Source organism: Cellulomonas edaphi, assembly GCF_030362815.1.
GTDB lineage: Bacteria > Actinomycetota > Actinomycetes > Actinomycetales > Cellulomonadaceae > Cellulomonas > Cellulomonas edaphi.
In genome coordinates this window covers 865,256-891,142 of record NZ_JAUCGR010000001.1, presented here as the reverse complement: position 1 = coordinate 891,142, position 25,887 = coordinate 865,256, and the positions used below count along the sequence as shown (strand labels likewise).

Genomic DNA, 25,887 nt, shown 5'->3' with positions numbered 1-25,887 from the left:
GCTCGTCGCGTGGCTGCAGCTCCCCGACGGCGACCCGTCGACGACCCGCCCCTGGTCCCCCTCGAGGTCGACCTCGCGCGGGTGATGGTCGTCGGCACCGCGCTGTGGTCCGTGGCGCTCGTCGTGAGCGTCGTGCTGTGGCTCACCGGCACCATCGGCGCGATCCCGGTCGCCGTGTGCGCGGCCGGCGCCGTGCTGGGCGTGCTCGGCTGGGACTGGGCCCGCCGGCACCGCCCCCCGGCGACGCCGCCTGCGCCCTGACGAGCGCGGAGCCGGGCCGCAGCAGGAGCTACGGGAGTTGGTCGAGCGCCGCCTCGACGGCGCGGGCCGGATCCACGAGCACCGCCTCGAGCGCGTAGCGCAGGTCCCATCGACCCGCGCACTGCGCGAGCGCCGACGCGAGGCCGGCCAGGTGGACCGCGTGCGGCTGGCCGTCCTGCACCCACCACTCGACGGGGACGCCGTCGACCGTGAGGTCGTCGTGCTCGGTCCACGCGCGCGGCGCGTCGCGCAGCAGCAGGTGCACCGCGTCGGGCACCGGTGCGACCACGCCGCCGCTCCCGACCTGGCCGGGCGCGAGCTCCGCGGCGCGGGGCAGGTCGAAGACCGCCGCGGCCCGGCCCGCGTCGGACGCGGGGACCATCGCGGCCACGTCGGTGCGCTGCCACCACATCGGTGCGTCGGCGACGGCCGCCTCGACCGCGGGCACCACCTCGATGCGGCCCGGCGCGACGAGTGCGGGCAGGTGGTCGGGCACCTCGTCGGGCGCCGCCCAGCGCCACACCGCGGTCGCCGCGTCGACCGGCACCTCGGTCCCGGGCTCCCAGCGCGCCAGGATGCCGCTCCACGCCCGGGCGTCGAGCTCGCCCGGACCCGTGACACCGCCGAGGGCCCGCTGCAGCTCGGGATCGAGCCCGCGGACCGCCTCGGGCGCGCTGCGCACCAGCGGACCGTGGGCGCCGACCAGCAGGAACGGCTCACCCAGGTCGAGCCCGGAGCGCTCGCGCAGCCACCACGCGGTGTAGGACGACGCCGTCCCCCCGGTCTCGGAGCGGACCGGCTCGAGCACGGCGCGGCGCAGCTCCGGGTCGCGTGCCAGTCGCGCGAGCACGTCGACCAGCCGGCCGTCGTCCACCGCGTCCAGGTCGGCGATCGCGGCGACCTGGCCGACGTAGGCACCGTCGCCCAGCACCCGGCCCAGGTGCTCGAGGTAGTCCTCCCACCCGTCGAGCGACTGCCCCTGGAGCGCGGCCGGGTCGTCCCCGTCCCCCAGGGACGCCGGGTCGGCCAGCACGTCCTCGACGGTGACCACCACGAGGTCGCGCCGCACGCCGACCGCCACGAGGGCGTCGGCGCCCCACCGGTCGAGCACGTCGCGCGCCAGGGGCGCCATCACGCGGGGGTCCAGCAGGTCGGCCGCCGCGGATCCGGGCAGGACCAGCCCGTCGGCGGGCGTGAGCTCGCCGTCGGCCGCGGGGAGCTCGAGCAGCCCCGTCCAGGCGCGGACGTCGTCCGGCAGCGGGCCCGCCGACGCCAGCGCGAGCACCGTCTCGGTGGTCTGCTCGTCGTCCGGCGCGTCGAGCGCGGCGCGGCGCACGTCGGCCCGTCGCAGCAGGGCGACCGCGTCCGCGCCCTGCGCGCCCACCCGCTCCAGCAGCGCGTGCGCCGCCCGCGGGTCGACGATCCGGACGCCCCATCCCGCGAGCACCGCGAGCGCATCGGCGTCGAGGTCGGGAGGCACGACGAGCGTCCCGCGTGCGCCCCGCACGACGCGGCCGTCCACGAGCGGGACCGGCAACGAGCCGAGCGCCTCGCGGGCGGCACCATCGTGCGCGAGCGAAGCCAGCGCCTCGTACAGCTCGAGCCACTGCCCGGGCTCGGCCGCGGGCACGTCCTCCACAAGGTCGGCGAGCGAGCGGACGTCGACGCCGAGCGCGCGCGCCTGCGTCTCCCGGCCGTGCGGCAGCGTCACGAGGCCGGCGATCCGACCACCGAGCGCGGCGAGGGCGTCAGGGCGCACCGGACCCGCGAGGGCGACCGCCAGCGCCGCGGGCACCAGGCGTCCGGGGTCGGCGGCCGAGGTCAGCAGCGGCATGCGACCGAGCGCGTCGAGGACGCGCGGGCGCAGGGCCGCATCGACGGGGCCGGCGGGCAGGCCGGTGGGGACCAGCGCGAGGGGGTCCTCTCCCGCAGCAGCGAGGGTCGCGGCGAGCGCCGCGTACACGGCCGAGGCGTGCTCGAGCACCGCGTCGGCCAGCGGTCCGGCGGCGACGTGGCGGCGCGTGGGGTCGAGCGGCAGGGTGGCGACCAGCAGCGCGGGCAGGTCGAGGGGGTCGTCGGTCGGCGTCGGCGCATGCACGACGCGAGGAGCGCCCCCGTCGGGCGCGCCCCCGCGCGGCACGGCCCACGTCACGCGCCACGACCGCGCGGCGCGCTCCTCCACCGGTCGGTCGGCCAGAAGCGCGAGTGGCAGCTCGCCCTCGTCGGAGGCGACCGTCCACCGCTCGTGCACGCCGGCGATCCGGCGCGGCGGCGCGTCGGCGTCCTCGACCAGGATCTCGACGAGCCCGGGCAGGGCGAGCAGCAGCGGGTCGCCCACGGCCCGCAGCAGCACGCGCACCTCGTCGGCCGCCACCTCGTCGCGCAGCTCGAGCACCACCGCGGTGTCGTAGCCGCTGGGCGGGCTGCCGTCGGTGGGCAGGGGCAGCCGCAACGCCGGCAGCGAGCCGTCGCGGCGTCGCACCTCCTCGGCGAGCGCGGGCACCCGTGCACCGGCCTGGTCGAGCATCGCGGCGGTGTCCCGGAGGCTGAACCGCACTCCCCCGGTCGTCGACAGCACGCTCACCTCGTCGGCGACCGCGCGCACCGCGGCGAACCCGACGCCGAACCTGCCCACGGCCCGGGGACCGGCGTCGCGCTTGGACGACGCACGCATCGAGGCGAGCGAGGCGACCCCGGACTCGTCCAGCGGGGCGCCCGTGTTGGCCGCGACGAAGGTCGTGCCCTCCTCGGTGCGCGCCAGGCGCAGCAGGAGCCGACCGGGCACACCGGCCCGCAGCGCCGCGTCGGCGGCGTTCTGGGCGAGCTCGACCACCACGCGGTCGCGGTAGTAGCCGCGCGCGTGGTCCTCCTCGACGTTGGCGTCCTCGCGCAGCCGCGCGGGTGAGGCCTGCCACGCCCCCAAGGCGGCCGCGCGGACGGCGGCCGTGCCGAAGGGGTCGACGGTCACTGCTCCGGGTCGGGGACCGCGTCGGCAGGGGGCGTCGACAGCGCCGGGATCACGTCGATCCGCAGCTCGTCGATCAGCGGCGCGGGCTCCGGCCACTCGGTGGGCACGGGCTCGTTGCCGGTCTCCGAGTGCGCTCCGCAGCCGTGCTCGAGGCTGACCACCTTGCCGTCGTCGGGCGACCACTCGTTGGCGCACACGCCGAACACCAGACCGAGCGAACCCTGCAGCGGCACCAGGAACCCGCAGGTCTGGCACGCCGCGCTGGACGCGAGCGAGCCCGGGCTCGTGGGGCCGTGGGAACCGCGGAACCACCGCTCGGCGGCCTCGTCCCGCCCCTGCGGGGACAGCACGCGCACGCGGGCGAGCGCGAGCTCGTCGATCGCGACCTCGTCGAGCTCGGGGTCGCCCGAGGGCGTCCAGCCGGGCTCGAGGCGGGGGTCGTCGGCACGGAACGGCAGCACGTCGCCGGGGCCCACGTCACCGGGGCGCAGGCGCTCCGACCACGGCACCCAGGCCGCGCCGAGGATCGCGTCGTCGCCGGGCAGCAGCTCCGCCTCGCACACCGTGGCGATGCGACCGCGCGGGACGCGTGACACGGTCACGGTCCACTCCCAGCCGCGGTAGCCGCGGGCCAGGCAGGCGAACCGGTGCGAGATCAGCCGCTCGCCCTCGACGACGACGCCGAGGTGCTCGCCCACGTCGGCCGCGTTCCCCGCGAGCTCGATTGCGACCTCGCGCGCGAGGTCGACGGCTGAGCCGAGGACGGCGTCCTTGGTGGCGGTGGCCACGCTCAGGCCTCGAGGTCGGCGGCGACGGCCCGCAGCAGGGTCGCGTACTGCGCGGCGCGCGCCTTCTCGGGGTACCGGCCGCGGCGAAGGTCGTTGCCCACCCGGTCCAGCACCTTGATGAGGTCCTCGATGATCACGGCCATGTCGTCGACCGGCTTGCGGCTGGCCTTGGCCACCGAGGGCAGCGGGTCGAGGATCTTGACGGACAGCGCCTGCGGGCCGCGCCGGCCGTCGGCGACCCCGAAGTCGACCTTGGTGCCGACCGAGGGCGTCACGCCGTCGGGAAGCGCGGAGGCGTGCAGGAAGACCTCACCGCCCGCGTCGTCGGCGATGAACCCGAACCCGCGCTCGGCGTCGAACCACTTGACCTTGCCGGTGGGCACGGCATACCTCGTTCTTCAGTAGCTGCTGTGGATCTGACTCGTCTGCTCCCTAGGCTACCGGGCGGCGCCGCCGTTTATCGCGCGACGGCCTCGTCGCCCAGGCGGTCGAGCGCGAGCGCCGCGAGCAGGGCCGGGCCGATCGCCAGCGCGTCGTCGGAGAACCTGGCCTGCGCGGAGTGGTTGTACGGCGCCGTCCGCGGGTCCAGGCCGGGCAGGGTCGCGCTGACGAAGACGAACGCACCGGGCACCTCCTGCAGCACGAAGGAGAAGTCCTCCGCGCCGGCGAGCGGCTCGGGCATCGTGAACCAGGCCTGCTCCCCGAACAGCCCGCGCGTGAGCCGCGCCGTGCGGTCCACCTCGCCGGGGGTGTTCACGGTCACCGGGTAGCCCCGGCGGTAGTCCACCGTCGCGGTGAGCCCGTGCGCGGCGGCGACGTGCTCGCACACGTCGGTGAGCAGCGCGGGCGCCGCCTCCCACGACTCGCGGGAGAACGTCCGCACGGTGATCTTGAGCTCGGCCGACGACGGGATGATGTTGTCCGCCGTCCCGGCCTGGATCGAGCCGACCGTGACCACCACCGGGTCGAACACGGAGAACCGCCGCGTGACCATGGACTGCAGCGCGAGCACGATCTCGGCGGCCACCGGCACGGGGTCGAGCGCGCGGAACGGCGCCGAGCCGTGCCCGCCGCGCCCGTTGACCACCACGCGCACGCTGTCGGCCGCCGCCATGGCCGTCCCGCCGCGGCCGGACACGACGCCCGGGGGCAGCAGCCCGGCCGCGACGTGCACGCCGTACGCCGCCATGACGCGCTCGCCCGCCGCGTCGAGCACGCCCTCGTCGATCATGTGCTGGGCGCCACCGTCGCCCTCCTCGCCGGGCTGGAACATGAAGACGACCGAGCCCGCGATCTGGTCCCGCCGGGCCGCGAGCAGCCGCGCCGCGCCCACCAGGCCGGCGACGTGCTGGTCGTGGCCGCACGCGTGCATGACGCCGGGGTGCTCGGACGTGAACTCCTCGCCGCTGTCCTCCGTGACGGGCAGCGCGTCCATGTCGCCACGCAGCAGCACGGCCGGGCCCGGACGCGCACCGCGCAGCACGGCCGTCACCGAGTGCAGCCCCCGGCCCGTGCTGATCTCGAGGTCCAGGTCCGCGAGCGCCTCGAGCACGAGCGCCTGCGTGAGCGGCAGCTCGAGCCCGATCTCCGGGACGCGGTGCAGCGCGTGCCGCAGCGCGGCCACCTGCGGCAGCTGGGCGGACGCGTCGGTCCGCAGGTCGGCCAGGAGCTGGTCGGACAGTGGCACGCGGGGCTCCGGTTCGTCGTGGTGGGCGCTCTCGACGCGTCGACGTTACCGCCCCCGTAAGGTGGGACGGATGTCCACGTTCACGGGGTTCCTCCGCTCCCGCACCGACGACGAGCTCGTCGCGCTGCTGCGCGGGCGGCCGGACCTCGCGTCCCCCTCGCCGACGACCATCGCGTCGCTCGGCGTGCGCGCCACGAGCCGCGGAAGCCTGGAGCGCGCGCTCGCCTCCGTCGACGCCGGGGTGCTGCAGGTGCTCGAGGCAGTCGTCGCGCTCGGGCCGGGGTGCGACCTGCACGCCGCGATCGCCGACTCCCCCGCCAGCGCCGCGCTGGTGGACCAGGCGCTCGCGCGGGCGACCGAGCTCGTCCTGCTGTTCCGCGACGAGGAGGGCCTGCACCCCGCGCCCGGCCTGGTGGAGCTGCTGGGGCCGTACCCGGCGGGACTGGCCCCGGCGGGCCCCACCGACCCGCCCGCGGGCGTCGTCGACGTGCTTCCGGAGGCCCCCGCGGGCGTCGCGCCCGTGCTCGAGGCGCTCACGTGGGGCCCGCCCGTGGGCCTCGCGCCCTCCCACGCCACCGCTACCGCCGCCGCCGTGGACTGGATGGTCCGCCGCCGGCTGCTGGTGATGGGCGACGGGCGGCACGTGATCCTGCCGCGCACCGTCGCCCTCGCGCTCCGCGGCGGGCGCACGCACCGGGCGGCCGCCGTCGCACCCACCCCCGTCGTCCCCGTCCGCCGCGCCGCCACCGTGCTGGCCGAGGGCGTCGACGCCGGGGAGCGCGTGGTGCGCCTGGTGACCCAACTGGGGCGGCTGTGGGAGGAGTTCCCGGCGAGCGTGCTGCGCTCGGGCGGCCTCGGCGTGCGCGAGCTGCGCCGCGTCGCCGCCGAGCTGGACGTCGAGGAGCGCCTCGCCGCGCTCGTCGTCGAGCTCGCCGCGGCGGCCGGCCTGGTCGGGGACGACGGCGAGGAGCAGCCGACGTTCGTGCCGACGGTCGCGATGGACGAGTGGTCCGTGCGACCCGTGGCCGAGCGCTGGTCCGCGCTGGCCGCCACCTGGCTGGCCACGCCGCGCACGCCGTGGCTCGTGGGCGGGCGCGACGAGGCCGGCGTCGTGCGCCCCGCGCTCAGCCCCGACCTGCAGCGTGCGTGGGCACCCCGGCTGCGGCGCTCCGTGCTCGGCGTCCTGGCGGAGCTCGAGCCCGGCGCGGCACCGAGCCCCGACGCCGCGCTCGAGGTGCTCGCCTGGCGCACCCCGCGCTCGGTACCGCCCATCGCGGCCGTGGCGGCCATCCTCGCCGAGGCCGCCGACGTGGGCGTGCTCGGCGCCGGCGCCCTGTCCGAGCCCGGTCGCGCCCTGCTCTCGTCGGCCGACGAGGCGGCCGCGGCCTTCGACGCGGCCCTGCCGCCGTCCCTCGACGAGATCCTGCTGCAGGGCGACCTCACGGGCATCGTCCCCGGACGGCCCAGCGACGAGCTCGAGGCCCTCCTGGCACGCACCGCGCGCGTGGAGTCCCGCGGCGGCGCCGTGACCGTGCGCTTCACGGCCGACTCGGTGCGGACGGCGTTCGACGACGGCGCGACGGCCGAGGGGCTCCTGGCCGAGCTCGGGCGCTTCGCGCGCGGCCCGGTCCCGCAGCCCCTGGAGTACCTGGTTCGGGACGCCGCGCGCAGGCACGGGCGGCTGCGGGCCGGCGCCGCGTCGAGCTACCTGCGCAGCGACGACCCCGCGCTGCTGGCGGGGCTCGTCGACAACCCGAGGCTGTCCGGCCTCGGGCTCTTCGCGCTCGCGCCCACGGTGCTGGCCGCGCACGCGCCGACGCGTGAGCTCATCGACGCGCTGCGCGCGCAGGGCCTCGCGCCCGCCGCCGAGACGCCCGACGGGCACGTGCTGCACATCGCGCGGGAGGTGCGGCGGGTCGGTCGGCGGGGGCGGTCGGCGGCGCGCCGCCGCGAGGGTGGCGAGGCGCCTGCGTCCGCCTCGGACGCGCAGCTGGCAGCGCTCGTCGCGCGCCTCCGCGCTCCGGAGCCCGTCGCCCCGGAGCTTCCGGCCGCGCCGGCGACCGCGGCCGACGAGCAGCCCGAAGGAACAGACGAGCCGGGCGACGCGTTGCTGCTGCTGCGCGAGGCGGCGGCCGACAAGACCGAGGTGTGGGTCGAGCTGGTGGGTCCCACGGGACGGCCGGAACGGCGCCTGCTGCGGCCCCTGCGCATCGACGGGGGCCGGCTGCGGGCGGCCGACGTGCAGCGCGAGTCCGAGCTGACGGTCGCGGTGCACCGCATCGCCTCCGTGCGCCGCGTCCGGCCCGCCGCGGCCGACGACGCCACCACCGACGAGGAGACCGCGTGACCAACGGACCGCTGATCGTGCAGAGCGACAAGACGCTGCTGCTCGAGGTCGACCACGACCAGGCGGACGCCTGCCGCCGCGCCATCGCGCCGTTCGCCGAGCTCGAGCGTGCGCCCGAGCACGTGCACACGTACCGGCTCACGCCGCTCGGGCTGTGGAACGCGCGCGCCGCCGGGCACGACGCCGAGCAGGTGGTCGACGTGCTGCTCGAGTACAGCCGCTACCCGGTGCCGCACGCGCTCCTGGTCGACGTCGCCGACACCATGTCGCGCTACGGGCGGCTGCAGCTGGTCCAGCACCCGGTGCACGGCCTGGTGCTGCACGCGCTCGACGCGGCGGTGCTGGCCGAGGTCACCCGCTCCAAGCGCACCGCGGGCCTGCTGGGCGCGCGCCTGGACGACACCGACGTGATCGTGCACCCCTCCGAGCGCGGCCACCTCAAGCAGGTGCTCCTCAAGCTGGGCTGGCCCGCCGAGGACCTGGCCGGGTACGTGGACGGCGAGGCGCACGCGATCGCGCTCGACGAGGCCGGGTGGCAGCTGCGGCCGTATCAGAAGCAGGCCGTCGAGGGGTTCTGGCACGGCGGCTCCGGCGTCGTGGTCCTGCCCTGCGGCGCGGGCAAGACGCTCGTGGGCGCGGGTGCGATGGCGAAGTCGTCGACCACGACGCTGATCCTCGTGACCAACACGGTCTCGGCCCGGCAGTGGCGCGACGAGCTGGTCAAGCGCACGTCGCTCACCGAGGACGAGATCGGCGAGTACTCGGGCGCCCGCAAGGAGATCCGTCCCGTCACCATCGCCACCTACCAGGTGCTCACCACCAAGCGGAAGGGCGTCTACTCGCACCTCGAGCTGCTCGACGCCCGCGACTGGGGTCTCGTCGTCTACGACGAGGTGCACCTGTTGCCCGCGCCCATCTTCCGCATGACCGCAGACCTGCAGGCCCGGCGCCGGCTCGGCCTGACCGCCACGCTGGTGCGCGAGGACGGCCGCGAGGACGAGGTCTTCTCGCTCATCGGTCCCAAGCGGTTCGACGCGCCGTGGAAGGACATCGAGGCACAGGGCTACATCGCGCCGGCCGACTGCGTCGAGGTGCGCCTCACACTGCCCGACCACGAGCGCATGCTGTACGCGACCGCCGAGCCGGAGGACAAGTACCGCCTGGCAGCGACCGCCTCGGGCAAGAACCACGTCGTGGAGAAGCTCGTCGCGCAGCACGAGGGCGACCAGATCCTGGTGATCGGGCAGTACCTGGACCAGCTCGACGAGCTCGCGGAGCACCTCGGAGCGGACCTCATCACGGGCCAGACCCCGGTCGCGGAGCGGCAGCGGCTGTTCGACGCGTTCCGCACGGGTGAGATCCACAAGCTCGTGGTCTCCAAGGTCGCCAACTTCTCGATCGACCTGCCGGAGGCGTCCGTCGCGATCCAGGTGTCCGGCTCGTTCGGCTCGCGCCAGGAGGAGGCGCAGCGGCTCGGCCGCATCATGCGCCCCAAGGGCGACGGCCGCACGGCGCACTTCTACACCGTCGTCTCGCGGGACACCGTCGACCAGGAGTTCGCGGCGCACCGCCAGCGCTTCCTGGCCGAGCAGGGCTATGCGTACACGATCGTCGACGCGGAGGACCTGGGCCTGGGCGAGCGCGCGGCGGACTGACCGCGGAAAACGCTGGCGCGCGTCCGGGAGAATGGGTCCCATGGCAGCGACCGTGCAGGTGAAGGGGGTCGCCGCCGGCTTCGGCGACCGGGAGCTGTTCACCGGGGCCGACCTGGTGGTCGCCCCGGGGGACGTGGTGGGTCTGGTCGGGCCCAACGGCTCGGGCAAGTCGACGCTGCTGCACATCCTGGCGGGGCTGCGGGTACCCGAGGCCGGCTCGGTGCAGGTCGCACCCCCGGGCGCCGCGCTCGGCCTGCTGGCCCAGGAGGTGGAGCGCCGGCCGGACGAGAGCGTGGCCGCGCACCTCGAGCGCCGCACCGGCGTGACGGATGCGCAGGCCGCGATGGACCGGGCGGCCGACGCGCTCGCCGCGGGCGAGCCCGGCGCGGACGACGAGTACTCCCGTGCCCTCGACCGCTGGCTCGCGCTCGGCGGCGCGGACCTGGACTCGCGCATCGGCACTGTCGTCGACGAGCTGGGGCTCGACGTGGACCTCGAGCTGCCGATGACCGCCCTGTCCGGCGGTCAGGCCGCGCGCGTCGGCCTCGCCGCGCTGCTGCTGTCCCGGTTCGACCTGTACCTGCTCGACGAGCCGACCAACGACCTGGACGCGGCCGGCATCGCGCTGCTGGAGGACTTCGTGCACCGGGCCGACGCGCCCGTCGTCGTCGTGAGCCACGACCGGGAGTTCCTCAGCCGGACGGTCACGTCGGTGGTGGAGCTGGACCGCAGCCTGCTCCAGGTGCGCGTGTACGGAGGGAGCTACGACGCCTACCTCGAGGAGCGCTCGATCGCCCGCCAGCAGGCGCGCGCCGCGTACGAGGGCTACGCCGCGCGGCTCGAGACCCTGCAGGCGCGGGCCCGCACGCAGCGCGCCTGGATGGAGAAGGGCGTGCGCAACGCCCGCCGCAAGGCCACCGACCCCGACAAGCACGTCAAGCACTTCCGGGGCGAGACCTCGGAGAAGCAGGCCGCCAAGGCTCGGCAGACCGACCGGGCGATCGAGCGGCTGGACGTGGTGGAGGAGCCCCGCAAGGAGTGGCAGCTGCAGATGAGCATCGCGAGCGCACCGCGCTCGGGTGCCGTCGTCGCCGTCGCGCGCGCCGCCGTGGTGCGACGCGGCCGGTTCACCCTCGGGCCCGTCGACCTGCAGCTGGACTGGCAGGACCGCGTCGCGGTGACGGGACCCAACGGGTCGGGCAAGTCCACGCTGCTCGCGCTCCTGCTGGGCCGCCTGGCGCCCGACGAGGGCAGCGCGTCGCTCGGCGCGGGCGTGCTGGTCGGCGAGGTGGACCAGGCGCGGCGCGCGTTCGAGGGCGACGAGCCCCTCGTCGACGCGTTCGCCGCGCAGGTGCCGGACTGGCCGACCGCCGACGTGCGCACGCTGCTGGCGAAGTTCGGGCTCGCGGGCCACCAGGTGCACCGGACGGCCGCCTCGCTGTCACCGGGCGAGCGCACGCGCGCGGCGCTGGCGCTGCTGCAGGCGCGCGGGGTCAACCTGCTGGTGCTCGACGAGCCGACGAACCACCTCGACCTGCCGGCCATCGAGCAGCTGGAGGCGGCGCTCGACGCGTTCGACGGGACGATCCTGCTGGTCACGCACGACCGCCGGATGCTCGAGACGGTCCGGCTGACGCGCCGCTGGCACGTCGAGGACGGTCAGGTCACCGAGGTGACGCCCGACGAGGGCTGAGGCTCAGGCGCTCACGCGCGCGGCCGCGACCGCCCGCACGTGGTCGACGAAGCCGCCGACCAGTGCCTCGCCGATCCCGACCAGCTCGGCCTCGCGCTCGGCGTACTCGGCGAGGATCGCCTCGGTGTCGACGTCGCCGTCCCGCGTCGCCCACTCGCGCAGCGTCGCCGCGGACGCCTCGGGGTGGAACTGCACGCCCCACGCCGAGCCGATGCGGAACGCCTGGTAGGGGTACTGGTTGGAGGATGCCAGCCACACCGCGCCCGCCGGGAGGTCGACGACCGCGTCGGAGTGCAGCGTCGGCTGCGGCGTCGCGCGGCGCTCCGTGAGCCCGGCGACGAGCGGGCCCGCCACGGGGTCCGAGACAGCCTCGACACGCCAGTAGATGGTGACCACGCCGGCCTCGGTCCCGGGAGGGGCCGCCACCTGTACCCGGCCGCCGCGCGCGACGGCCAGCAGCTGCGCGCCCAGGCAGATGCCGAGGGTGGGGACCTCGGACCGGGAGGCGTCCGCGAGCAGCTGGCGCACCGCGGGCAGCCAGGGCGCGGCGCTGTCGTCGTACGCGTGGTGGTGGCCGCCGAGCACCACGAGACCGTCGCCGAGCTCGTCGACGGCGGGGATCGGCTCGCCCAGGTCGGCGCGCACGACGGTGAGGGTCGCGTCCTGCGCCCAGCCCTCGAGACGGTCGAGGGGGACGTCCGGCGCGTTCTGTACCACGGTCAGCACGAAAGTCACCGTTCGACGGTACCTGCCGACCGCCGCACGTCCGAAATGCCGGAGTGGCGCCCGTCGACGCCATGCGGGCGACATCCAGCGAACTCCCAGGCATCGGGGCCATGATGCGGCCATGACTGCGCACGAGCCCGAGGCCACGCTCCTGGTGGTGGACGACGAGCCGAACATCCGCGAGCTGCTGGCCACGTCGCTGCGCTTCGCGGGGTTCGAGGTGCATGCGGCCGCCGACGGGTCGACGGCCCTGCGGATGGCGCGCGAGATCGAGCCCGACCTGCTGGTGCTCGACGTCATGCTGCCGGACATGGACGGCTTCTCGGTCACGCGCCGGCTGCGCGAGAAGGGTCAGCACACGCCCGTGCTGTTCCTCACGGCGCGGGACGACACCGCGGACAAGGTGCAGGGGCTGACGGTGGGCGGCGACGACTACGTCACCAAGCCGTTCAGCCTCGAGGAGGTCGTCGCCCGCATCCGGGCGATCCTGCGCCGGACGGGTCCCGACCGCGACGACGACGCGCGCATCCTGCGCTACGCCGACCTCGAGCTCGACGACGACTCGCACGAGGTGCGCCGCAGCGGACGCGAGATCGACCTGTCCCCCACCGAGTTCAAGCTGCTGCGGTACCTCATGCTCAACCCCGGGCGGGTGCTGTCCAAGGCGCAGATCCTCGACCACGTCTGGCAGTACGACTGGGGCGGCGACGCGAACATCGTGGAGTCCTACATCTCCTATCTGCGTCGCAAGGTGGACCAGGTCGACGACGGCACCGGGACCCGGCTCCCGCCCCTCATCCACACCAAGCGCGGAGTGGGCTACCTGCTGCGCGCGTCGGCATGACGTCAGCGGCGGCGCACGAGGTCAAGAACGCGCGTCCGACCCGGCGCCCGGGCCGCTGGTGGGCGGGCGTGCCGCTCGTCGCGCGGCTCGTCGGCCTCATCACCATCCTGCTCGCGGTGGGTCTGACGCTGGCCGGCCTGGTGAGCGCCACCCTGCTGAGCCGCTCGCTGGTGGCACAGGTCGACGAGAAGCTGGTGACCGAGGGCGCCCAGCTGGGGCAGATGGCCGTGGACCCGTTCGCCGGGGGCGGCGCGGCGGACACGCTGCCCACCGACTACTACGTCCAGCTCACCGGTGAGTCGACGGCGACGCAGTGGCGGGCGCGGCCCACCGTGATGCGCACCTACGGCCGACCCACGGTGCCCACGCTGACGCCGGCGCAGGCCGATGCCCGCGCCGGCGTCCCGTACACGGTGTCGTCCTCGAAGCCGGGCTCGCGGTGGCGCGTCGTCGTCTACCCCGTGCAGGTCGGCTCGTTCGTGGGCGTGGTCTACGTGGCCCTCCCCCTCGGCGACGCGCACGACACCGTGGAGCAGATGACGCTCACGCTGGTGCTGTCCGGCCTGGGCATCGTGCTCCTCGGTGGCGGGATCGCGGCGCTCGCGGTGCGCCGCACCCTGCGCCCGCTGCGGGAGATCGAGACGACGGCCGCCGCCATCGCCGCAGGGGACCTGACCCAGCGCGTCCCGGCGGCACCGTCGTCCACCGAGGTCGGCCGCCTCGGCGACGCGCTCAACGGCATGCTCACGCAGATCGAGCAGGCGTTCGGCGCCCGCACCGCGTCCGAGGCGCGGATGCGCCGCTTCGTGGCGGACGCCTCGCACGAGCTGCGGACCCCTCTGGCCACGATCCGCGGGTACGGCGAGCTCTACCGGATGGGCGCCCTGACCGAGCGCGACCAGGTGGACGACACCATGCGGCGCATCGAGGAGTCCGCCACCCGCATGGGCGGGCTGGTCGAGGACCTGCTGTCGCTGGCCCGGCTCGACGAGGGCCGCCCGTTGCAGAGCGCGCCCGTCGACCTGACCGTCCTGGCCGCGGATGCGGTGAGCGACCTGCACGCCCTGGACCCGTCGCGCAGCCCGCGTCTCGTGCCGCTCGTGGACGGCGGGCCGAGCGGGCCGTGCCTCGTGCTGGGCGACGAGGCGCGGCTGCGCCAGGTGCTCGCCAACCTGGTGGGCAACGCCGCGCAGCACACGCCCGCCGGCACCGCGGTGGAGATCGCCGTGGGCACGGACGGCGCGCGCGGGATCGTCGAGGTCCGCGACCACGGCCCCGGCATCGACCCGGAGCACGCCGCGCGGGTGTTCGAGCGGTTCTACCGCGTCGACGCCTCGCGGGGCCGCTCGTCGGGCGGCTCGGGGCTGGGCATGGCGATCGTCGCTGCGATCGTCGCCGCGCACCATGGGAGCGTCGAGCTCGCCGAGACGGCCGGCGGCGGGACGACGGTCCGGGTGGCGCTCGCGTCGGCGGCCCCGCCAGCGGCGGACTGAGCCGCCGCTGGCTCAGCCCCAGGTGAGCAGCGGCTCCCCGGCACTCACGGTGTCGCCCGGTGCAGCCAGTCGTGTCACCGCGTCGGCGCCCGCGTCGAGCCCGACGACCGGGCAGACCGGCGAGCGGCCGCCGGAGGCCACGGCGTCCGGGTCCCAGCTCACGACCACCTGCCCGGCGTGCACCTGCTCGCCCTCGGCCGCGTGCAGCGTGAAGCCCGCGCCGCCCAGCTCGACCGTGTCGATGCCGAGGTGCACCAGCACCGCGCGCCCGTCGTCGTGCTGGATGACGAACGCGTGCGGGTGCAGCTTGGCGATGACGCCGGCGATCGGTGCGAGCACCTGCGAGCGCGGCTCGCGCGTCGGGTCGAGCGCGATGCCCGGGCCCACCAGCTCGGCCGAGAACACGGGGTCGTCCACGTCCGCGAGGCTCAGCACCTGGCCGGCGACCGGGGCGAGCACCGTCAGTGCGCCCATCAGCGCAGGTCCTCGATGTCCGAGGCGAGCGTGTCCGCCTCGGGCCCGACGATCACCTGCACCGCGATGCCGGAGCGCACCACCGCGATGACACCCGCGGCGCGCAGCGCCGGCTCGTCGACGAGCGCGGGATCCTCCACCTCGACGCGCAGTCGCGTGATGCAGGGCTCGAGGTCGAGCACGTTGGCGTCTCCCCCGAGTGCGGCGAGGATCTTCTCGGCCTTGCTCATGGCTGCTCCCGTCCGTGTCATGAGGTCACATCAGCTCGTCGAGGTCGGTGGCGATCAGGTCCACGTGCGGACCGACCACGACCTGCACCACCCGGCCCGAGATCATCACGCCGAACGCGCCCGCGGCTCGCAGCCCGGCGGCGTCGACCCGTCCGGCGTCGCGCACCAGCGAGCGCAGCCGGGTGGTGCACGGCTCGATCTCGTCGATGTTGTCGACTCCTCCGAGCGCGGCGAGGATCGCCGCCGCCTGTTCCCTGCCTTCGGGCCTCATGGCCGTCCTCCCGATGCTCCGGCGACTGACGCGGCCGCCGGGGTGGTGGCGTCTGCCGCAGCGGGCGCCGCGGCAGGGGATCGCTCGTGGTCGACCGGCCGGGCGTCGTTGTCGCGGCGGCGAGGGACGAGCGTGGGGCGGGGCGCGCGCAGCGGCACCCAGACGCTGTAGCGGTCGGCGCGGTAGCAGGCGCGCGAGAACATCGCGGCACCGTCGACGCTGTAGGTGCGCCGCTCCGCGCGCAGGACGGCGCGCGCGTCGCCGAGCCCGAGCAGGGACGCCTCGGTGTCCGTGGCCTCGTCGGCCGAGAGGGTGTCCTCGCCCCACTCGGGCGCGAGGCCCCGGTCCCGCAGTGCCGTGTACATGCTGGCCGGCGGCCCGTCGTCGAACAGCCCGGGGGCGAGCGCGACCGGCACCCAGACCTGCTCGATGCACATGGGGGTGCCGTCCGCGCTGCGCACGCGGTAGAGGTAGTGGACCTTGTCGCGCGGCTCGATCTCGAGCGCGGTCGCCACGTCCGGGGTCGCGGAGACCACCTGTGCCGTGAGCACCGTCGTCGCGGGGGTCATCCCCCGGCTGCGCATCTCCTCGCCGAACGTGGTGAGGCGCATCTCGAAGTCGATGCGCTGGGGCGCGACGAAGGTGCCGCGGCCCTGCTCGCGGACCAGCACGCCCTCGGTGACGAGGGTGTCCACGGCCTGGCGCACGGTCATCCGCGACAGGCCGAACTGCTGGCTCAGGTGCCGCTCGGACGGGATCGCGTCGCCCACCCGCAGCTCCTGGGCGACGAGGGAGGCCAGGTGGTCGCGCACCGTCAGGTACTTGTGCGCAGCTGCCTGCTCGGGCTCCTCCACGTGCGGTCCACTCCTTCGTGCGCGCTCCGGTCGACCCCGCCCCGGGGCGATGCCCTGAGGACCGGGGCCTCCGTCGCCCGTCGCGACGTGACCCTTGACACATCATGAGGTCTAGACCAGTCTGCTCGCAACTGGTCCAGACCAGACACATGCCACCCGGGTGAGGAGCCCCCTCGTCACCCCGCCATCCCGGGCGAACGGCACGCATCGTTCCGCCGCCCGGCTGCCCCGCACGTCATCGACACGCAACGAGGAGTGCTCCATGACCACCGCCACCGCAGACGTCGCTCAGCGGCGAGGCTTCCCTGGGCTCGCCCAGCTCCAGCGCATCGGCCGCTCGCTGATGCTGCCCATCGCCTCCCTCCCGGCGGCGGCCCTGCTGCTGCGCCTCGGGCAGCCCGACATGCTCGGCGCCAAGGGCCTCGGCGCGCACGCGTCGTGGCTGCTTCCCGTCGCCGACGTCTTCGGCGCCGCGGGGAACGCGCTGTTCAAGTACCTGCCGCTGCTGTTCGCCGTGGGCGTCGCCGTCGGCTTCGCGCGCAAGTCCGACGGTTCGACGGGACTCGCCGCCGTGGTGGGGTACCTGGTCTTCACGGGGGTCACCGCGGCGCTCTCGCCCCACGTCCTGGGCGTGGCAGCCGAGGGAGAGACCCAGGAGCTCATCGACTACGGCGTGCTGGGTGGCATCACGATCGGGCTCGTGACCGCGCTGCTCTACCAGAGGTACTACCGGATCAAGCTCCCGGCGTACCTCGCGTTCTTCGGCGGCCGACGGTTCGTCCCCATCGTCACGGCGGGCGCGTCGGTGCTGATCGCCGTCGCGGCGTCGCTCATCTACCCCGCCTTCAACGCGGGCTTCACGGCCGTGGGTGACTGGGTGACCGGCTCCGGACCGCTCGGTGCGTTCGTGTACGGCACGCTCAACCGGCTGCTCGTCCCCCTCGGCCTGCACCACATCCTCAACTCGCTGCCGTGGTTCCAGTTCGGCACGTACACCGCCGCGGACGGCACGGTCGCGCACGGCGACATCAACCGGTTCCTGCTCGGCGACCCCACGGCCGGCACGTTCATGACCGGCTTCTTCCCGATCATGATGTTCGCGCTGCCCGCCGCGGCCCTGGCGATCGTGCACACCTCGCGCGCCCGCAACCGCAAGGTCATCGCGGGCATCATGGGCTCGGCCGCGCTCGTCGCCTTCGTCACCGGCGTCACGGAGCCGCTCGAGTTCGCCTTCGTCTACGTCGCCTACCCGCTGTACGTCATCCACGCGCTGCTCACCGGCACCTCGATGGCCCTGGTGAACGCCCTCGGCATCAAGGACGGCTTCGGGTTCTCGGCGGGCGCGATCGACTACGTGCTCAACTTCCGCATCGCGACGATGCCGCTCCTGCTGATCGTCATCGGGCTGGGCTACGGCCTCGTCTACTACTTCCTGTTCCGGTTCGTCATCACGCGGTGGAACCTGCGGACCCCGGGCCGCGAGGACGACGACGGCAGCGGCCTCGCGCTCGACCCCACGGCCGACCAGAGCGACCACGACGACGCGGCGGCCCAGCGTCGGGCGGCCACGAGCGCAGGACCCGTCCCGGCGGACCGGGCGCTGCTCGGCGACGAGAGGCCCGTCGGCCGATGACCGCCCCGTCGAGCCTGGACTCGCCCACCGCACCGGCACCCGCGGTGCTGCGCGGCTTCGGGGTGAGTCCGGGCCGGCGGGTCGGCACCGTGGCGCGGATGCCCGACGCCGCGCCCGCACCGTCTCCGGAGCCGGCAGCACCGGGCGCCGACCTGGAGGCGGGCGCCCGGGCCGTCGACGCGGCCGCGGCGCGGGTCAGGCAGACCCTGGCCCGCGCCGCAGAGGCGGCCACGGGCGAGGCGGCGGACATCCTGGGCGTGACGGCAGCGATGGCCGCCGACCCGTCGCTCGCTGCCGAGGCGGCCCGGCGGGTCCGGGAGAACCGCTCCACGCCGGCCCGCGCGGTGTGGGACGCCGCCGAGCTGGTCGCGGAGCAGCTGCGTGCGCTGGGCGACCTCTTCGCCGAGCGAGCGCGCGACGTGCAGGACGTGCGCGACCGGATCATCGCGGAGCTCCTGGGGCTGCGGCCACCGGGAGTCCCCGACCCGGGCACGCCGTTCGTCCTCGTCGCCCGCGACCTCGCGCCGGCCGACACCGCCCGCCTCGATCCGCAGCGCGTGCTCGCGATCGTGACCTCGGGCGGGGGGCCCACCGCGCACACGGCCATCCTGGCGCGGTCGCTCGGCATCCCGTGCGTCGTCGCGGCGCCGGGCGCCGACGCGATCGCCGACGGCGAGACGGTCCTGGTCGACGGCGCGAAGGGTGAGGTGCTCCGACACCCGGGCGCCGATGCGATCGCGCGCGCCACGCGGGTCCGGCAACGGCCCTCGCGGCTCGAGCACCCCGGACGCACGGCCGACGGTCGGCCGGTCGCGCTGCTCGCGAACGTCGGCGACCCCGCCGGCGCCAGGGCCGCCGCCGCGGCGGGCGCCGAGGGCATCGGGCTGTTCCGCACCGAGTTCGGCTTCCTGGGCCGGCAGTCGCCGCCGTCCGTCGACGAGCAGGTGGCCGCGTACTCGCAGGTGCTCGAGGCCTTCCCCGGCGGCCGGGTGGTCATCCGCACCCTGGACGCCGGTGCGGACAAGCCGCTGCCCTTCGTGACCCCGCAGGGGGAGCCGAACCCGGCCCTCGGCGTGCGCGGGCTGCGCACGTCGTGGTCCTACCCCCAGGTGCTCGAGGACCAGCTCACCGCGATCGCGCGTGCGGCCGCGTCGGCGACCGCCCAGGTGTGGGTCATGGCGCCCATGGTGGCCACCGCCGACGAGGCGGACGCCTTCGTCGCCCGGTGCCGGGCCCTCGGGCTCGACGACGCCGGGATCATGATCGAGGTGCCGTCGGCCGCGCTGCGGGCCGGACAGCTCCTGGCGCAGGCGCAGTTCGCCAGCGTCGGCACCAACGACCTCACGCAGTACGCGATGGCCGCCGACCGCGAGCTCGCCGAGCTGGCGCAGCTGTCCACCCCCTGGCAGCCCGCGGTGCTGGACCTGGTCGCGGCTGCGTGCCGCGGCGGCGCGGCGGCGGGTCGACCGGTGGGCGTCTGCGGCGAGGCCGCCGCCGATCCCGCGCTGGCGCCGGTGCTCGTCGGCCTCGGCGCCTCGTCGTTGTCCATGACGGCTCGGGCGCTGCCCGACGTCGGCGCCGTGCTGGGCGCCGTGACCGCACACCGGTGCCGGGAGCTGGCCACCCTCGCGCTCGCGCAGCGCACGGCGGACCAGGCACGCAGCGCGGTGCGCGCGGCGCTCCCCGAGCTGGAGGAGCTCGGCCTCTAGCCCTGGCCATTGGTGGTCTAGACCAATATGCTCGCCATGTCTCGTCGTTCTCGAGCAGGAGGAACACCCATGCAGCGCTCCGTCGTCGTCGCGCTCTCCGAGGGGCTGCATGCGCGGCCCGCCGCGCAGTTCGTCGCGGCCGTCGGCCAGCAGCCGGTCGCGGTGACCATCGCCAAGGGCGACGGCGCCCCCGTGGCCGCCGGTTCGATCCTCGCCGTCATGATGCTCGGGGTGGGCGCCGGCGACGAGGTGGTGCTGGCCACGGAGTCGGACGACGCGACCGCGGCGGCATCGCTCGACGCGCTCGAGCACTTCCTGAGCAGTCCCGTCCTCGCCTGACGGACGACCCGGCCCGACCGGCCCGCAGCGGGCCATCGCCGGGGCTACGATGGCGCGTCCTAGTCACCGTCGTGAGGTTCATCCATGGGCGTCCATGACGCACCGCAGTGGTTGCTGTCAGCCTTCCAGCGAAGCGCACGCGGGGCCGGTGCCACCGCGACCGACGAGCAGGTCCGCGACGTCGGGCAGGCACTCGTCGACCGGTGGTCCGAGCCGGGTCGCGAGTTCCACAACCTCAAGCACCTGGTCGACGTGCTGGTGCGTGTCGACGAGCTCGCCGAGGAGACGCACGAGCCGGACCTGGTGCGGCTCGCCGCCTGGTACCACGGCGTCGTCTTCGACCTGGCGGACGCGAAGTCGTACGCGAACAAGGGCGGCGAGGACGAGGCGGCCAGCGCGAGCCTGGCACGCGCCGAGCTGACCGCCCTCGGCGTGCCCGAGGACCGCGCGGCCCGCGTGCACGACCTCGTGGTCGCCCTGGTGCGGCACTCGCCCGACCCCAGCGACTTCGACTGCGCCGTGCTGTGCGACGCCGACCTCGCGATGCTGGCGGCCGAGCCGCAGCGCTACAAGGCGTACCTGCACGACGTCCGCGCGGAGTACGCGCACCTGCCCGTCGAGGACTACGTCCGGGCCCGCATCCGCATCCTCAAGAAGCTCCTCGCGCGCCCCACCCTCTTCTCCTCGCCCCTGGGCGCGGCGTGGGAGGAGCCGGCGCGCCAGAACGTGTCCGCCGAGCTCCAGCGGCTCGAGAAGGAGCAGGCGACCTTCGACGCGGGCGTCTGAGGCTCGCGGGCGTCTGAGGCTCGCGGGCGTGTGCGCTCGCGAGCGGCTGAGGCTCGCGGGCTGCTGAGGCTCGCGTCGCGGCTGAGGCTCGCGGGCGCCGCGACGCGTCCACAGCCCCTCGGTCTGCCGCCATCCCGCCCTGGGACGACGGCGGGCCGCCCTCGTGCCGCGCCCCGGACCTACCGTCGACGCCATCGGGGCCATCCCGGCGCCGCGGTCGCAGGAGGCAGCATGAGCAGGTACGAGGTCGACAGCGCACAGGTCACGGCCACCGCGGCGGCCGTGCAGTCGCGGGCCACTACCATCCGCTCCGAGGTCGCCGCGATGCAGCGCCAGCTGGTGGCGCTGCAGGACACCTGGCGTGGATCCGCGGCGACCCAGTTCGCCGCGGTCATGCACGAGTGGTCGACCGCGTCGGCACGGCTCGACCACGCGCTGGGACGGATCGGCGACGCCATGCAGGCCGCGGGCCGCACCTACGCGGACGCCGAGGCGCAGGCGGCGCGCATGTTCACGCCGTCGTGAGCGCAGTCCCGCCCACCGGGAACGGCCGTACGCTCGGGTGGTGACGGTGCTCGTGGATCCCCCGATGTGGCCGCGGCACGACCGGCTCTGGGCCCACCTGGTCAGCGACTCCTCCCTCGAGGAGCTGCACGCGTTCGCGGCCCTCGCGGGCATCCCCGAGCGGGCGTTCGACCAGGACCACTACGACGTGCCGGACAGCCGGTACGACGAGCTCGTCGCGCTGGGGGCGACGCCCGTCAGCGCGGGCGACCTGATCCGTCGGCTGCGTGCGTCCGGCCTGCGCATCCCGGCGCGTGACCGGACCGGGCACCACTAGCTGCCCTGCCCTACCGGTTCTGCTGGGCCCCGACGTCGGCCGGCTCGCCGTGCGCGGCCTCGCTCCGCTCGCCGAGAACGCCCGCGCTCTGCTCCTCCCGGCCGACCGCGGTCGCTGCCGGGTCCGCGAGGTCGGGTCCGCCTCGTGCGGGTGCGTGCTGGGCTGCGTGCTCGACTCCCCGCTCGGCAGGGTGCTCGCCTGCCCGTTCGTCGGCACGCCCGGTCGGCTGGTCGGTGGCGCGCCCCGCGGGTTCCTGCCTCGGTCGTCCGAGGTACAGCCGGGCCATCTCGTCGAAGCCGAGCGGGCCGGGCGCGTCGGCACCCCGGCGCGCGAGGGCCGGTGCGAGCAGGACGCGCACCAGCAGCACCACGGCGAACACCACCACGGGGGCGATGGCCAGCAGCGGCCGGAAGAAGCTGTGCACGGCCACCACCCAGATCACGACCGCGGCGACGCCCGCAGCCATGCCCCATCCCAGTGCTCGTCGCATCGTGGGCCCCCCGGCCAGTGGATCTCCCCTTCGGCAGACGGTATCGCGCACCCCCGACGCGATGGCAGCGTTTACCTGACGGCGAAAGGCCGCAGGTCGTGCGCCTCGACGCGCGCGCGCCGGGCCGGTCTACCCTGCGACCATGCCGTTGCGCCCCCTGGACCAGTCGTCCAAGCTCAAGAACGTCCTGTACGAGATCCGCGGCAAGGCCCTCGACGAGGCCGCCCGGCTCGAGGCCGACGGCTACAGCGTGCTCAAGCTCAACACGGGCAATCCCGCCGCGTTCGGCTTCGACGCCCCGCACCAGATCGTGCGCGACGTGGTCGCGGCGATCCCGAGCGCGCACGGTTACACCGACAGCCGGGGCATCCTGTCCGCGCGCCGGGCTGTGGTGACCCGGTACGAGACGGAGCCCGGCTTCCCCCAGCTCGACGTCGACGACGTCTACCTCGGCAACGGGGTGTCGGAGCTCATCACCATGGTGCTGCAGGCTCTGCTCGACGAGGGCGACGAGGTGCTCATCCCCTCGCCCGACTACCCCCTGTGGACCGCGATGACCTCGCTGTCGGACGGCAGGCCCGTGCACTACCGCTGCGACGAGGCCGCCGGCTGGCAGCCGGACCTCGAGCACCTCCGCTCGCTGATCACCCCCCGCACCAAGGCGATCGTCGTCATCAACCCCAACAACCCGACGGGCGCCGTCTACTCGCGTGAGGTGCTGGAGGGCATCGCGGCCATCGCGCGCGAGCACAGCCTGCTGCTGCTGTCCGACGAGATCTACGACCGCATCCTGTTCGACGGCGCGAAGCACACCCCCATGGCGACCGTCGCGCCCGACCTGCTGTGCCTGACGTTCAACGGCCTGTCCAAGACCTACCGCGTGGCCGGCTACCGGTCGGGCTGGCTCGTGGTCACCGGGCCCCGCGACCACGCCAAGGGCTTCCTCGAGGGCATCACCCTGCTCGCCTCGACGCGGCTGTGCCCCAACGTCCCCGCGCAGCACGCGGTCCAGGCGGCGCTCGGTGGCGTCCAGTCGATCGAGGCACTCGTCGCCCCCGGCGGCCGCCTGCACGAGCAGCGCGAGGTCGCCTACACCGGGCTCACCTCGATCCCCGGCGTCACGTGCGTCCGGCCCGACGGCGCGCTCTACCTCTTCCCGCGCCTCGACCCTGAGGTGCACGAGATCCACGACGACTCTCGGCTGGTGTACGACCTGCTGGTCAGCGAGCACATCCTGCTGGTGCAGGGCACGGGCTTCAACTGGCCCGAGCCGGACCACCTGCGGATCGTCACGCTCCCCGAGGCGCGGGTGCTGGCCGAGGCGGTCGAGCGCCTCGGCAACTTCCTCTCGTCCTACCGGCAGTAGATGGGCGCGCGGCGTCGGGTCCTGGCCCTGGTGGCCGGCGCGATACCGGAGCGTGCCACGCCCGTCCTCGTGGGGATCGACGGGGTGGACGGCGCCGGCAAGACCTGGTTCGCCGACGACCTCGCACGCGTGGTCGACCTGCCGGTGCTGCGCGTCTCGCTCGACGACTTCCACCGCCCGCGGTCGCAGCGCTACGCCCGGGGCCGCGACTCGCCGGAGGGCTTCTGGCTCGACTCCTACGACTACCCGGCGTTCCGCGAGCGCGTCCTCGCGCCCCTGGCCGAGGGCGGCTCGGGGCTCGTGCGCACCGCGTCGCACGACCTCGCCTCGGACGCCCTCGTCGACCCCGCGCCCGTCCTGGTCACCGGCGCGGCCGTCGTCCTCGTCGACGGTCTGTTCCTGCATCGCGACGAGCTGGTCGGCGCGTGGGACGTGTCGGTGTTCCTCGACGTGCCCTTCGAGGTCACGGTCGCCCGGATGGCCGTGCGCGACGGCGCGTCGCCCGTGGTCGACGACCTCACCAACGCGAGGTACGTCCAGGCGCAGCGTCACTACCTGCGCACGTGCGACCCGGCCGCCCGTGCCACGCTCGTCGTCGACAACACCGACCCCGCCGCCCCGACGCTGCGGCCCCGCACCGTCCGCTAGCCGCCCGAACGCTGAGCCTCGGGTGACGCGGCCCGGTCCCGCGGCAGCGCGGCGGCGGCCACGATCATGAGCAGGGCGACCACGAGCACGGCCACCAGGGCGCTGCGCACGGCGCCCTGCAGCTGCGCAGGATGGGTGTCGCCGTCGAGCCCCCGCAGCGAGGCGTTGACGATCGCTCCCATCACGGCGACCCCCACCGCGGAGCCGATGGACCGCGCGAACAGGTTGGCGCCCGTGACGACGGCGCGCTCGCCCCAGTCCACGCTCGACTGGGCCGCGATGAGCGTCGGCGACGCCGTCAGCCCAAGCCCGAGCCCGACGACGAGGCAGGCTCCCCCGACCGCCCACACGGACGGCGAGCTCGCCGCGAGCAACAGCCCCGCGCAGCCCAGCGCGCAGATCGCCGTCCCCACCAGCGCGGTGAAGCGGAACCCGAAGCGCAGGTAGAGCCGGCCCGACTGCGAGGCCGAGATGGGCCAGCCGATGGTCAGCAACGCGAGCGTGAGCCCGGAGACGAGGGGCGTCACCCCCAGCAGGGCCTCGAGGTACGACGGGATGTAGGACGTGAGCCCGATGAGCACCACGCCTACGCCCACCGAGATGAGCGCCGCGGTGGCCAGGAGGCGGCGCGAGAGCAGCCGCAGGGGCAGCACGGGCTCCTGCGCGCGCTTCTCGACGACCAGGAACGCCGCCATGAGCACCAGGCCCGTGCCGAGCACGAGGACGCTGGCCGTCGAGTCCCACGCCCAGCCGTTGCCGCCCTCGAGGATGCCGAGCACCAGGAGGCTGAGGGAGGCGGTGAGCAAGGCGCCGCCCGCCCAGTCGATCCGGTGCTTGCGCCGCTCGACGTCCTCCTGCAGCCGCCGCCAGAGCAGCCACGCGGCCACGACGCACAGGGGGATGTTGACGAAGAAGATCCACCGCCACGACAGCACCTGGCTGAACAGCCCGCCGAGCGTGGGGCCGACCACCGAGGACACGCCCCAGACGCTCGCGATGTAGCCCTGCACCTTCGCGCGCTCGGCCACCGTGTAGATGTCTCCGGCGATCGTGACCGCCATGGGCTGCACCGCGCCGGCACCCAGACCCTGCACCGCGCGGAACGCGATCAGCGCCGGCATCGACCACGCGAGGCCGCACAGCACCGAGCCCAGCCCGAACAACGCGATGCCGACGAGCACGACGGGCTTGCGACCCCACGTGTCGGCGAGCTTGGAGTAGATGGGGACGGTCACGGCCTGGGTCAGCAGGTACAGGGAGAACAGCCACGGGAACGACGCGAAGCCGCCCAGGTCGCGCACGATCGTCGGGACCGCCGTCGCCAGGATGGTCGAGTCGATGGCGACCAGTCCCGTGGTCACCATGAGCGCGACGAGCACCGGACCCCGCTCCGAGCGGAAGCCGACGGTCGAGCGGTCCACCTGCGCGGTCACCCTTCCGTCCCCGTGTGCACCCGCACACTCAACGCGCCGCTCCGGCCGTCGGCAACCCGATTCCACCGCGGGACGTGGTCATCCGATCCCGCGTCGGCCACGATGGGCACAGCATGTCGCCGACGAAGGAGCGCTCCATGACCGACAGCACGCCCGACCCGGCTGACCGCTACCGCGTGCTGCCCGAGCCCGTGCGGCTCGTCGACACGGTGGCGCTGGTCGACACCACGACCGCCCCCGACCCGCAGATGGGTCGCGACACCGAGACGGAGTTCCTGCTCCGCAACGCGGGCTAACCCCGCCGGCCGCCGCCGCGGCGGAGTGCGGACGACCGGTCCATGACGCACGACG

26 protein-coding genes are annotated in these 25,887 nt (G+C 74.9%); 15 read left to right on the top strand and 11 right to left on the bottom strand.

Annotated features, from left to right (window positions below):
• The first annotated feature begins 9 nt into the window (after window positions 1-9).
• On the top strand, window positions 10-261 hold the full coding sequence (locus tag QRT05_RS04225) for a DUF2530 domain-containing protein (RefSeq protein WP_289445565.1): 252 nt from the start codon (window positions 10-12) through the stop codon (window positions 259-261).
• Window positions 262-289: 28 nt separating this feature from the next.
• Here QRT05_RS04225 and QRT05_RS04220 read toward each other — a convergent pair whose 3' ends face one another.
• From QRT05_RS04220 to QRT05_RS04205, 4 genes are all read right to left on the bottom strand, one after another.
• A complete protein-coding gene (locus tag QRT05_RS04220) occupies window positions 290-3,229 on the bottom strand; it encodes an ATP-binding protein (protein ID WP_289445563.1) in 2,940 nt (979 codons plus the stop codon).
• The gene (locus QRT05_RS04215; protein ID WP_289445561.1) at window positions 3,226-4,017 is read right to left on the bottom strand and encodes a DUF3027 domain-containing protein; all 792 of its coding nucleotides are present in this window, start codon (window positions 4,015-4,017) and stop codon (window positions 3,226-3,228) included. Before QRT05_RS04215 ends, QRT05_RS04220 begins: the two co-directional genes overlap by 4 nt.
• A gap of 2 nt (window positions 4,018-4,019) precedes the next feature.
• Entirely contained in the window at window positions 4,020-4,400 is a 381-nt protein-coding gene (locus QRT05_RS04210; protein WP_289445559.1) for a cold-shock protein, read from the bottom strand.
• 74 nt (window positions 4,401-4,474) lie between these two features.
• Window positions 4,475-5,704: a M20 metallopeptidase family protein gene (locus tag QRT05_RS04205; protein ID WP_289445557.1), complete on the bottom strand. Its 1,230-nt coding sequence runs from the start codon at window positions 5,702-5,704 to the stop codon at window positions 4,475-4,477.
• Between the two features lie 70 nt (window positions 5,705-5,774).
• Between QRT05_RS04205 and QRT05_RS04200 the strand changes: the two genes are divergently transcribed.
• Genes QRT05_RS04200 through QRT05_RS04190 form a run of 3 tightly spaced genes read left to right on the top strand, consistent with a single transcriptional unit; the run spans window position 5,775 to window position 11,399 of the window.
• Window positions 5,775-8,051: a helicase-associated domain-containing protein gene (locus QRT05_RS04200; protein WP_289445555.1), complete on the top strand. Its 2,277-nt coding sequence runs from the start codon at window positions 5,775-5,777 to the stop codon at window positions 8,049-8,051.
• A complete protein-coding gene (locus tag QRT05_RS04195; RefSeq protein WP_289445553.1) occupies window positions 8,048-9,706 on the top strand; it encodes a DNA repair helicase XPB in 1,659 nt (552 codons plus the stop codon). The genes QRT05_RS04200 and QRT05_RS04195 overlap by 4 nt, the downstream gene beginning before the upstream one ends.
• A gap of 40 nt (window positions 9,707-9,746) precedes the next feature.
• The gene (locus tag QRT05_RS04190; RefSeq protein ID WP_289445551.1) at window positions 9,747-11,399 is read left to right on the top strand and encodes an ABC-F family ATP-binding cassette domain-containing protein; all 1,653 of its coding nucleotides are present in this window, start codon (window positions 9,747-9,749) and stop codon (window positions 11,397-11,399) included.
• Window positions 11,400-11,402: 3 nt separating this feature from the next.
• On the opposite strand, the gene QRT05_RS04185 is transcribed toward QRT05_RS04190, so the two are convergent.
• A complete protein-coding gene (locus QRT05_RS04185) occupies window positions 11,403-12,134 on the bottom strand; it encodes a type 1 glutamine amidotransferase (protein WP_289445548.1) in 732 nt (243 codons plus the stop codon).
• Window positions 12,135-12,246: 112 nt separating this feature from the next.
• Here QRT05_RS04185 and QRT05_RS04180 point away from each other — a divergent pair, with 112 nt between their 5' ends.
• Together QRT05_RS04180 and QRT05_RS04175 are read left to right on the top strand one after the other, a co-directional pair.
• Window positions 12,247-12,969: a response regulator transcription factor gene (locus QRT05_RS04180; protein ID WP_289445547.1), complete on the top strand. Its 723-nt coding sequence runs from the start codon at window positions 12,247-12,249 to the stop codon at window positions 12,967-12,969.
• Window positions 12,966-14,462 carry a sensor histidine kinase gene (locus QRT05_RS04175; protein ID WP_289445545.1) on the top strand — a complete coding sequence of 499 codons (1,497 nt, stop codon included), beginning with the start codon at window positions 12,966-12,968 and terminating at the stop codon, window positions 14,460-14,462. The genes QRT05_RS04180 and QRT05_RS04175 overlap by 4 nt, the downstream gene beginning before the upstream one ends.
• A gap of 12 nt (window positions 14,463-14,474) precedes the next feature.
• Here the strand turns inward: QRT05_RS04175 and QRT05_RS04170 are convergent, their stop codons facing one another.
• Genes QRT05_RS04170 through QRT05_RS04155 form a run of 4 tightly spaced genes read right to left on the bottom strand, consistent with a single transcriptional unit; the run spans window position 14,475 to window position 16,291 of the window.
• Entirely contained in the window at window positions 14,475-14,936 is a 462-nt protein-coding gene (locus QRT05_RS04170) for a PTS sugar transporter subunit IIA (protein ID WP_289445542.1), read from the bottom strand.
• Window positions 14,936-15,166 (bottom strand): PTS glucose/sucrose transporter subunit IIB, encoded by a 231-nt coding sequence (locus tag QRT05_RS04165; protein ID WP_289445540.1) that lies wholly within the window; start codon window positions 15,164-15,166, stop codon window positions 14,936-14,938. Before QRT05_RS04165 ends, QRT05_RS04170 begins: the two co-directional genes overlap by 1 nt.
• A gap of 25 nt (window positions 15,167-15,191) precedes the next feature.
• Window positions 15,192-15,437 (bottom strand): glucose PTS transporter subunit EIIB, encoded by a 246-nt coding sequence (locus QRT05_RS04160; protein ID WP_289445538.1) that lies wholly within the window; start codon window positions 15,435-15,437, stop codon window positions 15,192-15,194.
• Window positions 15,434-16,291, bottom strand: a complete 858-nt coding sequence (locus QRT05_RS04155) for a GntR family transcriptional regulator (protein WP_289445536.1) — start codon at window positions 16,289-16,291, stop codon at window positions 15,434-15,436. Before QRT05_RS04155 ends, QRT05_RS04160 begins: the two co-directional genes overlap by 4 nt.
• 262 nt (window positions 16,292-16,553) lie before the next feature.
• Here QRT05_RS04155 and QRT05_RS04150 point away from each other — a divergent pair, with 262 nt between their 5' ends.
• The 6 genes from QRT05_RS04150 (at window position 16,554) to QRT05_RS04125 (ending at window position 21,599) form a co-directional block, all read left to right on the top strand.
• Complete coding sequence (locus QRT05_RS04150; protein ID WP_289445533.1) at window positions 16,554-17,924, top strand: PTS transporter subunit EIIC; 1,371 nt, start codon at window positions 16,554-16,556, stop codon at window positions 17,922-17,924.
• The gene (ptsP, locus tag QRT05_RS04145; protein WP_289445531.1) at window positions 17,921-19,633 is read left to right on the top strand and encodes a phosphoenolpyruvate--protein phosphotransferase; all 1,713 of its coding nucleotides are present in this window, start codon (window positions 17,921-17,923) and stop codon (window positions 19,631-19,633) included. Before QRT05_RS04150 ends, ptsP begins: the two co-directional genes overlap by 4 nt.
• A gap of 69 nt (window positions 19,634-19,702) precedes the next feature.
• Window positions 19,703-19,972, top strand: a complete 270-nt coding sequence (locus tag QRT05_RS04140; protein ID WP_289445529.1) for an HPr family phosphocarrier protein — start codon at window positions 19,703-19,705, stop codon at window positions 19,970-19,972.
• Between the two features lie 84 nt (window positions 19,973-20,056).
• A complete protein-coding gene (locus QRT05_RS04135; protein WP_289445528.1) occupies window positions 20,057-20,758 on the top strand; it encodes an HD domain-containing protein in 702 nt (233 codons plus the stop codon).
• Between the two features lie 231 nt (window positions 20,759-20,989).
• Window positions 20,990-21,283, top strand: a complete 294-nt coding sequence (locus QRT05_RS04130; protein ID WP_289445527.1) for a WXG100 family type VII secretion target — start codon at window positions 20,990-20,992, stop codon at window positions 21,281-21,283.
• Between the two features lie 40 nt (window positions 21,284-21,323).
• The gene (locus QRT05_RS04125) at window positions 21,324-21,599 is read left to right on the top strand and encodes a DUF4031 domain-containing protein (RefSeq protein WP_289445525.1); all 276 of its coding nucleotides are present in this window, start codon (window positions 21,324-21,326) and stop codon (window positions 21,597-21,599) included.
• 10 nt (window positions 21,600-21,609) lie between these two features.
• Here the strand turns inward: QRT05_RS04125 and QRT05_RS04120 are convergent, their stop codons facing one another.
• Window positions 21,610-22,065, bottom strand: coding sequence for a hypothetical protein (locus QRT05_RS04120; RefSeq protein ID WP_289445524.1), 456 nt, complete (start codon window positions 22,063-22,065; stop codon window positions 21,610-21,612).
• 166 nt (window positions 22,066-22,231) lie between these two features.
• Here QRT05_RS04120 and QRT05_RS04115 point away from each other — a divergent pair, with 166 nt between their 5' ends.
• Together QRT05_RS04115 and QRT05_RS04110 are read left to right on the top strand one after the other, a co-directional pair.
• Window positions 22,232-23,455: a pyridoxal phosphate-dependent aminotransferase gene (locus tag QRT05_RS04115; protein WP_289445522.1), complete on the top strand. Its 1,224-nt coding sequence runs from the start codon at window positions 22,232-22,234 to the stop codon at window positions 23,453-23,455.
• Window positions 23,456-24,103, top strand: a complete 648-nt coding sequence (locus QRT05_RS04110) for a nucleoside/nucleotide kinase family protein (protein ID WP_289445520.1) — start codon at window positions 23,456-23,458, stop codon at window positions 24,101-24,103.
• Here the strand turns inward: QRT05_RS04110 and QRT05_RS04105 are convergent.
• Window positions 24,100-25,467 (bottom strand): MDR family MFS transporter, encoded by a 1,368-nt coding sequence (locus QRT05_RS04105; RefSeq protein WP_289446115.1) that lies wholly within the window; start codon window positions 25,465-25,467, stop codon window positions 24,100-24,102. The two genes, QRT05_RS04110 and QRT05_RS04105, sit on opposite strands and share 4 nt — an antisense overlap.
• Window positions 25,468-25,673: 206 nt before the next feature.
• Between QRT05_RS04105 and QRT05_RS04100 the strand changes: the two genes are divergently transcribed.
• Window positions 25,674-25,832, top strand: a complete 159-nt coding sequence (locus QRT05_RS04100; RefSeq protein WP_289445518.1) for a heme biosynthesis protein HemY — start codon at window positions 25,674-25,676, stop codon at window positions 25,830-25,832.
• The last annotated feature ends 55 nt before the right edge of the window (window positions 25,833-25,887 follow it).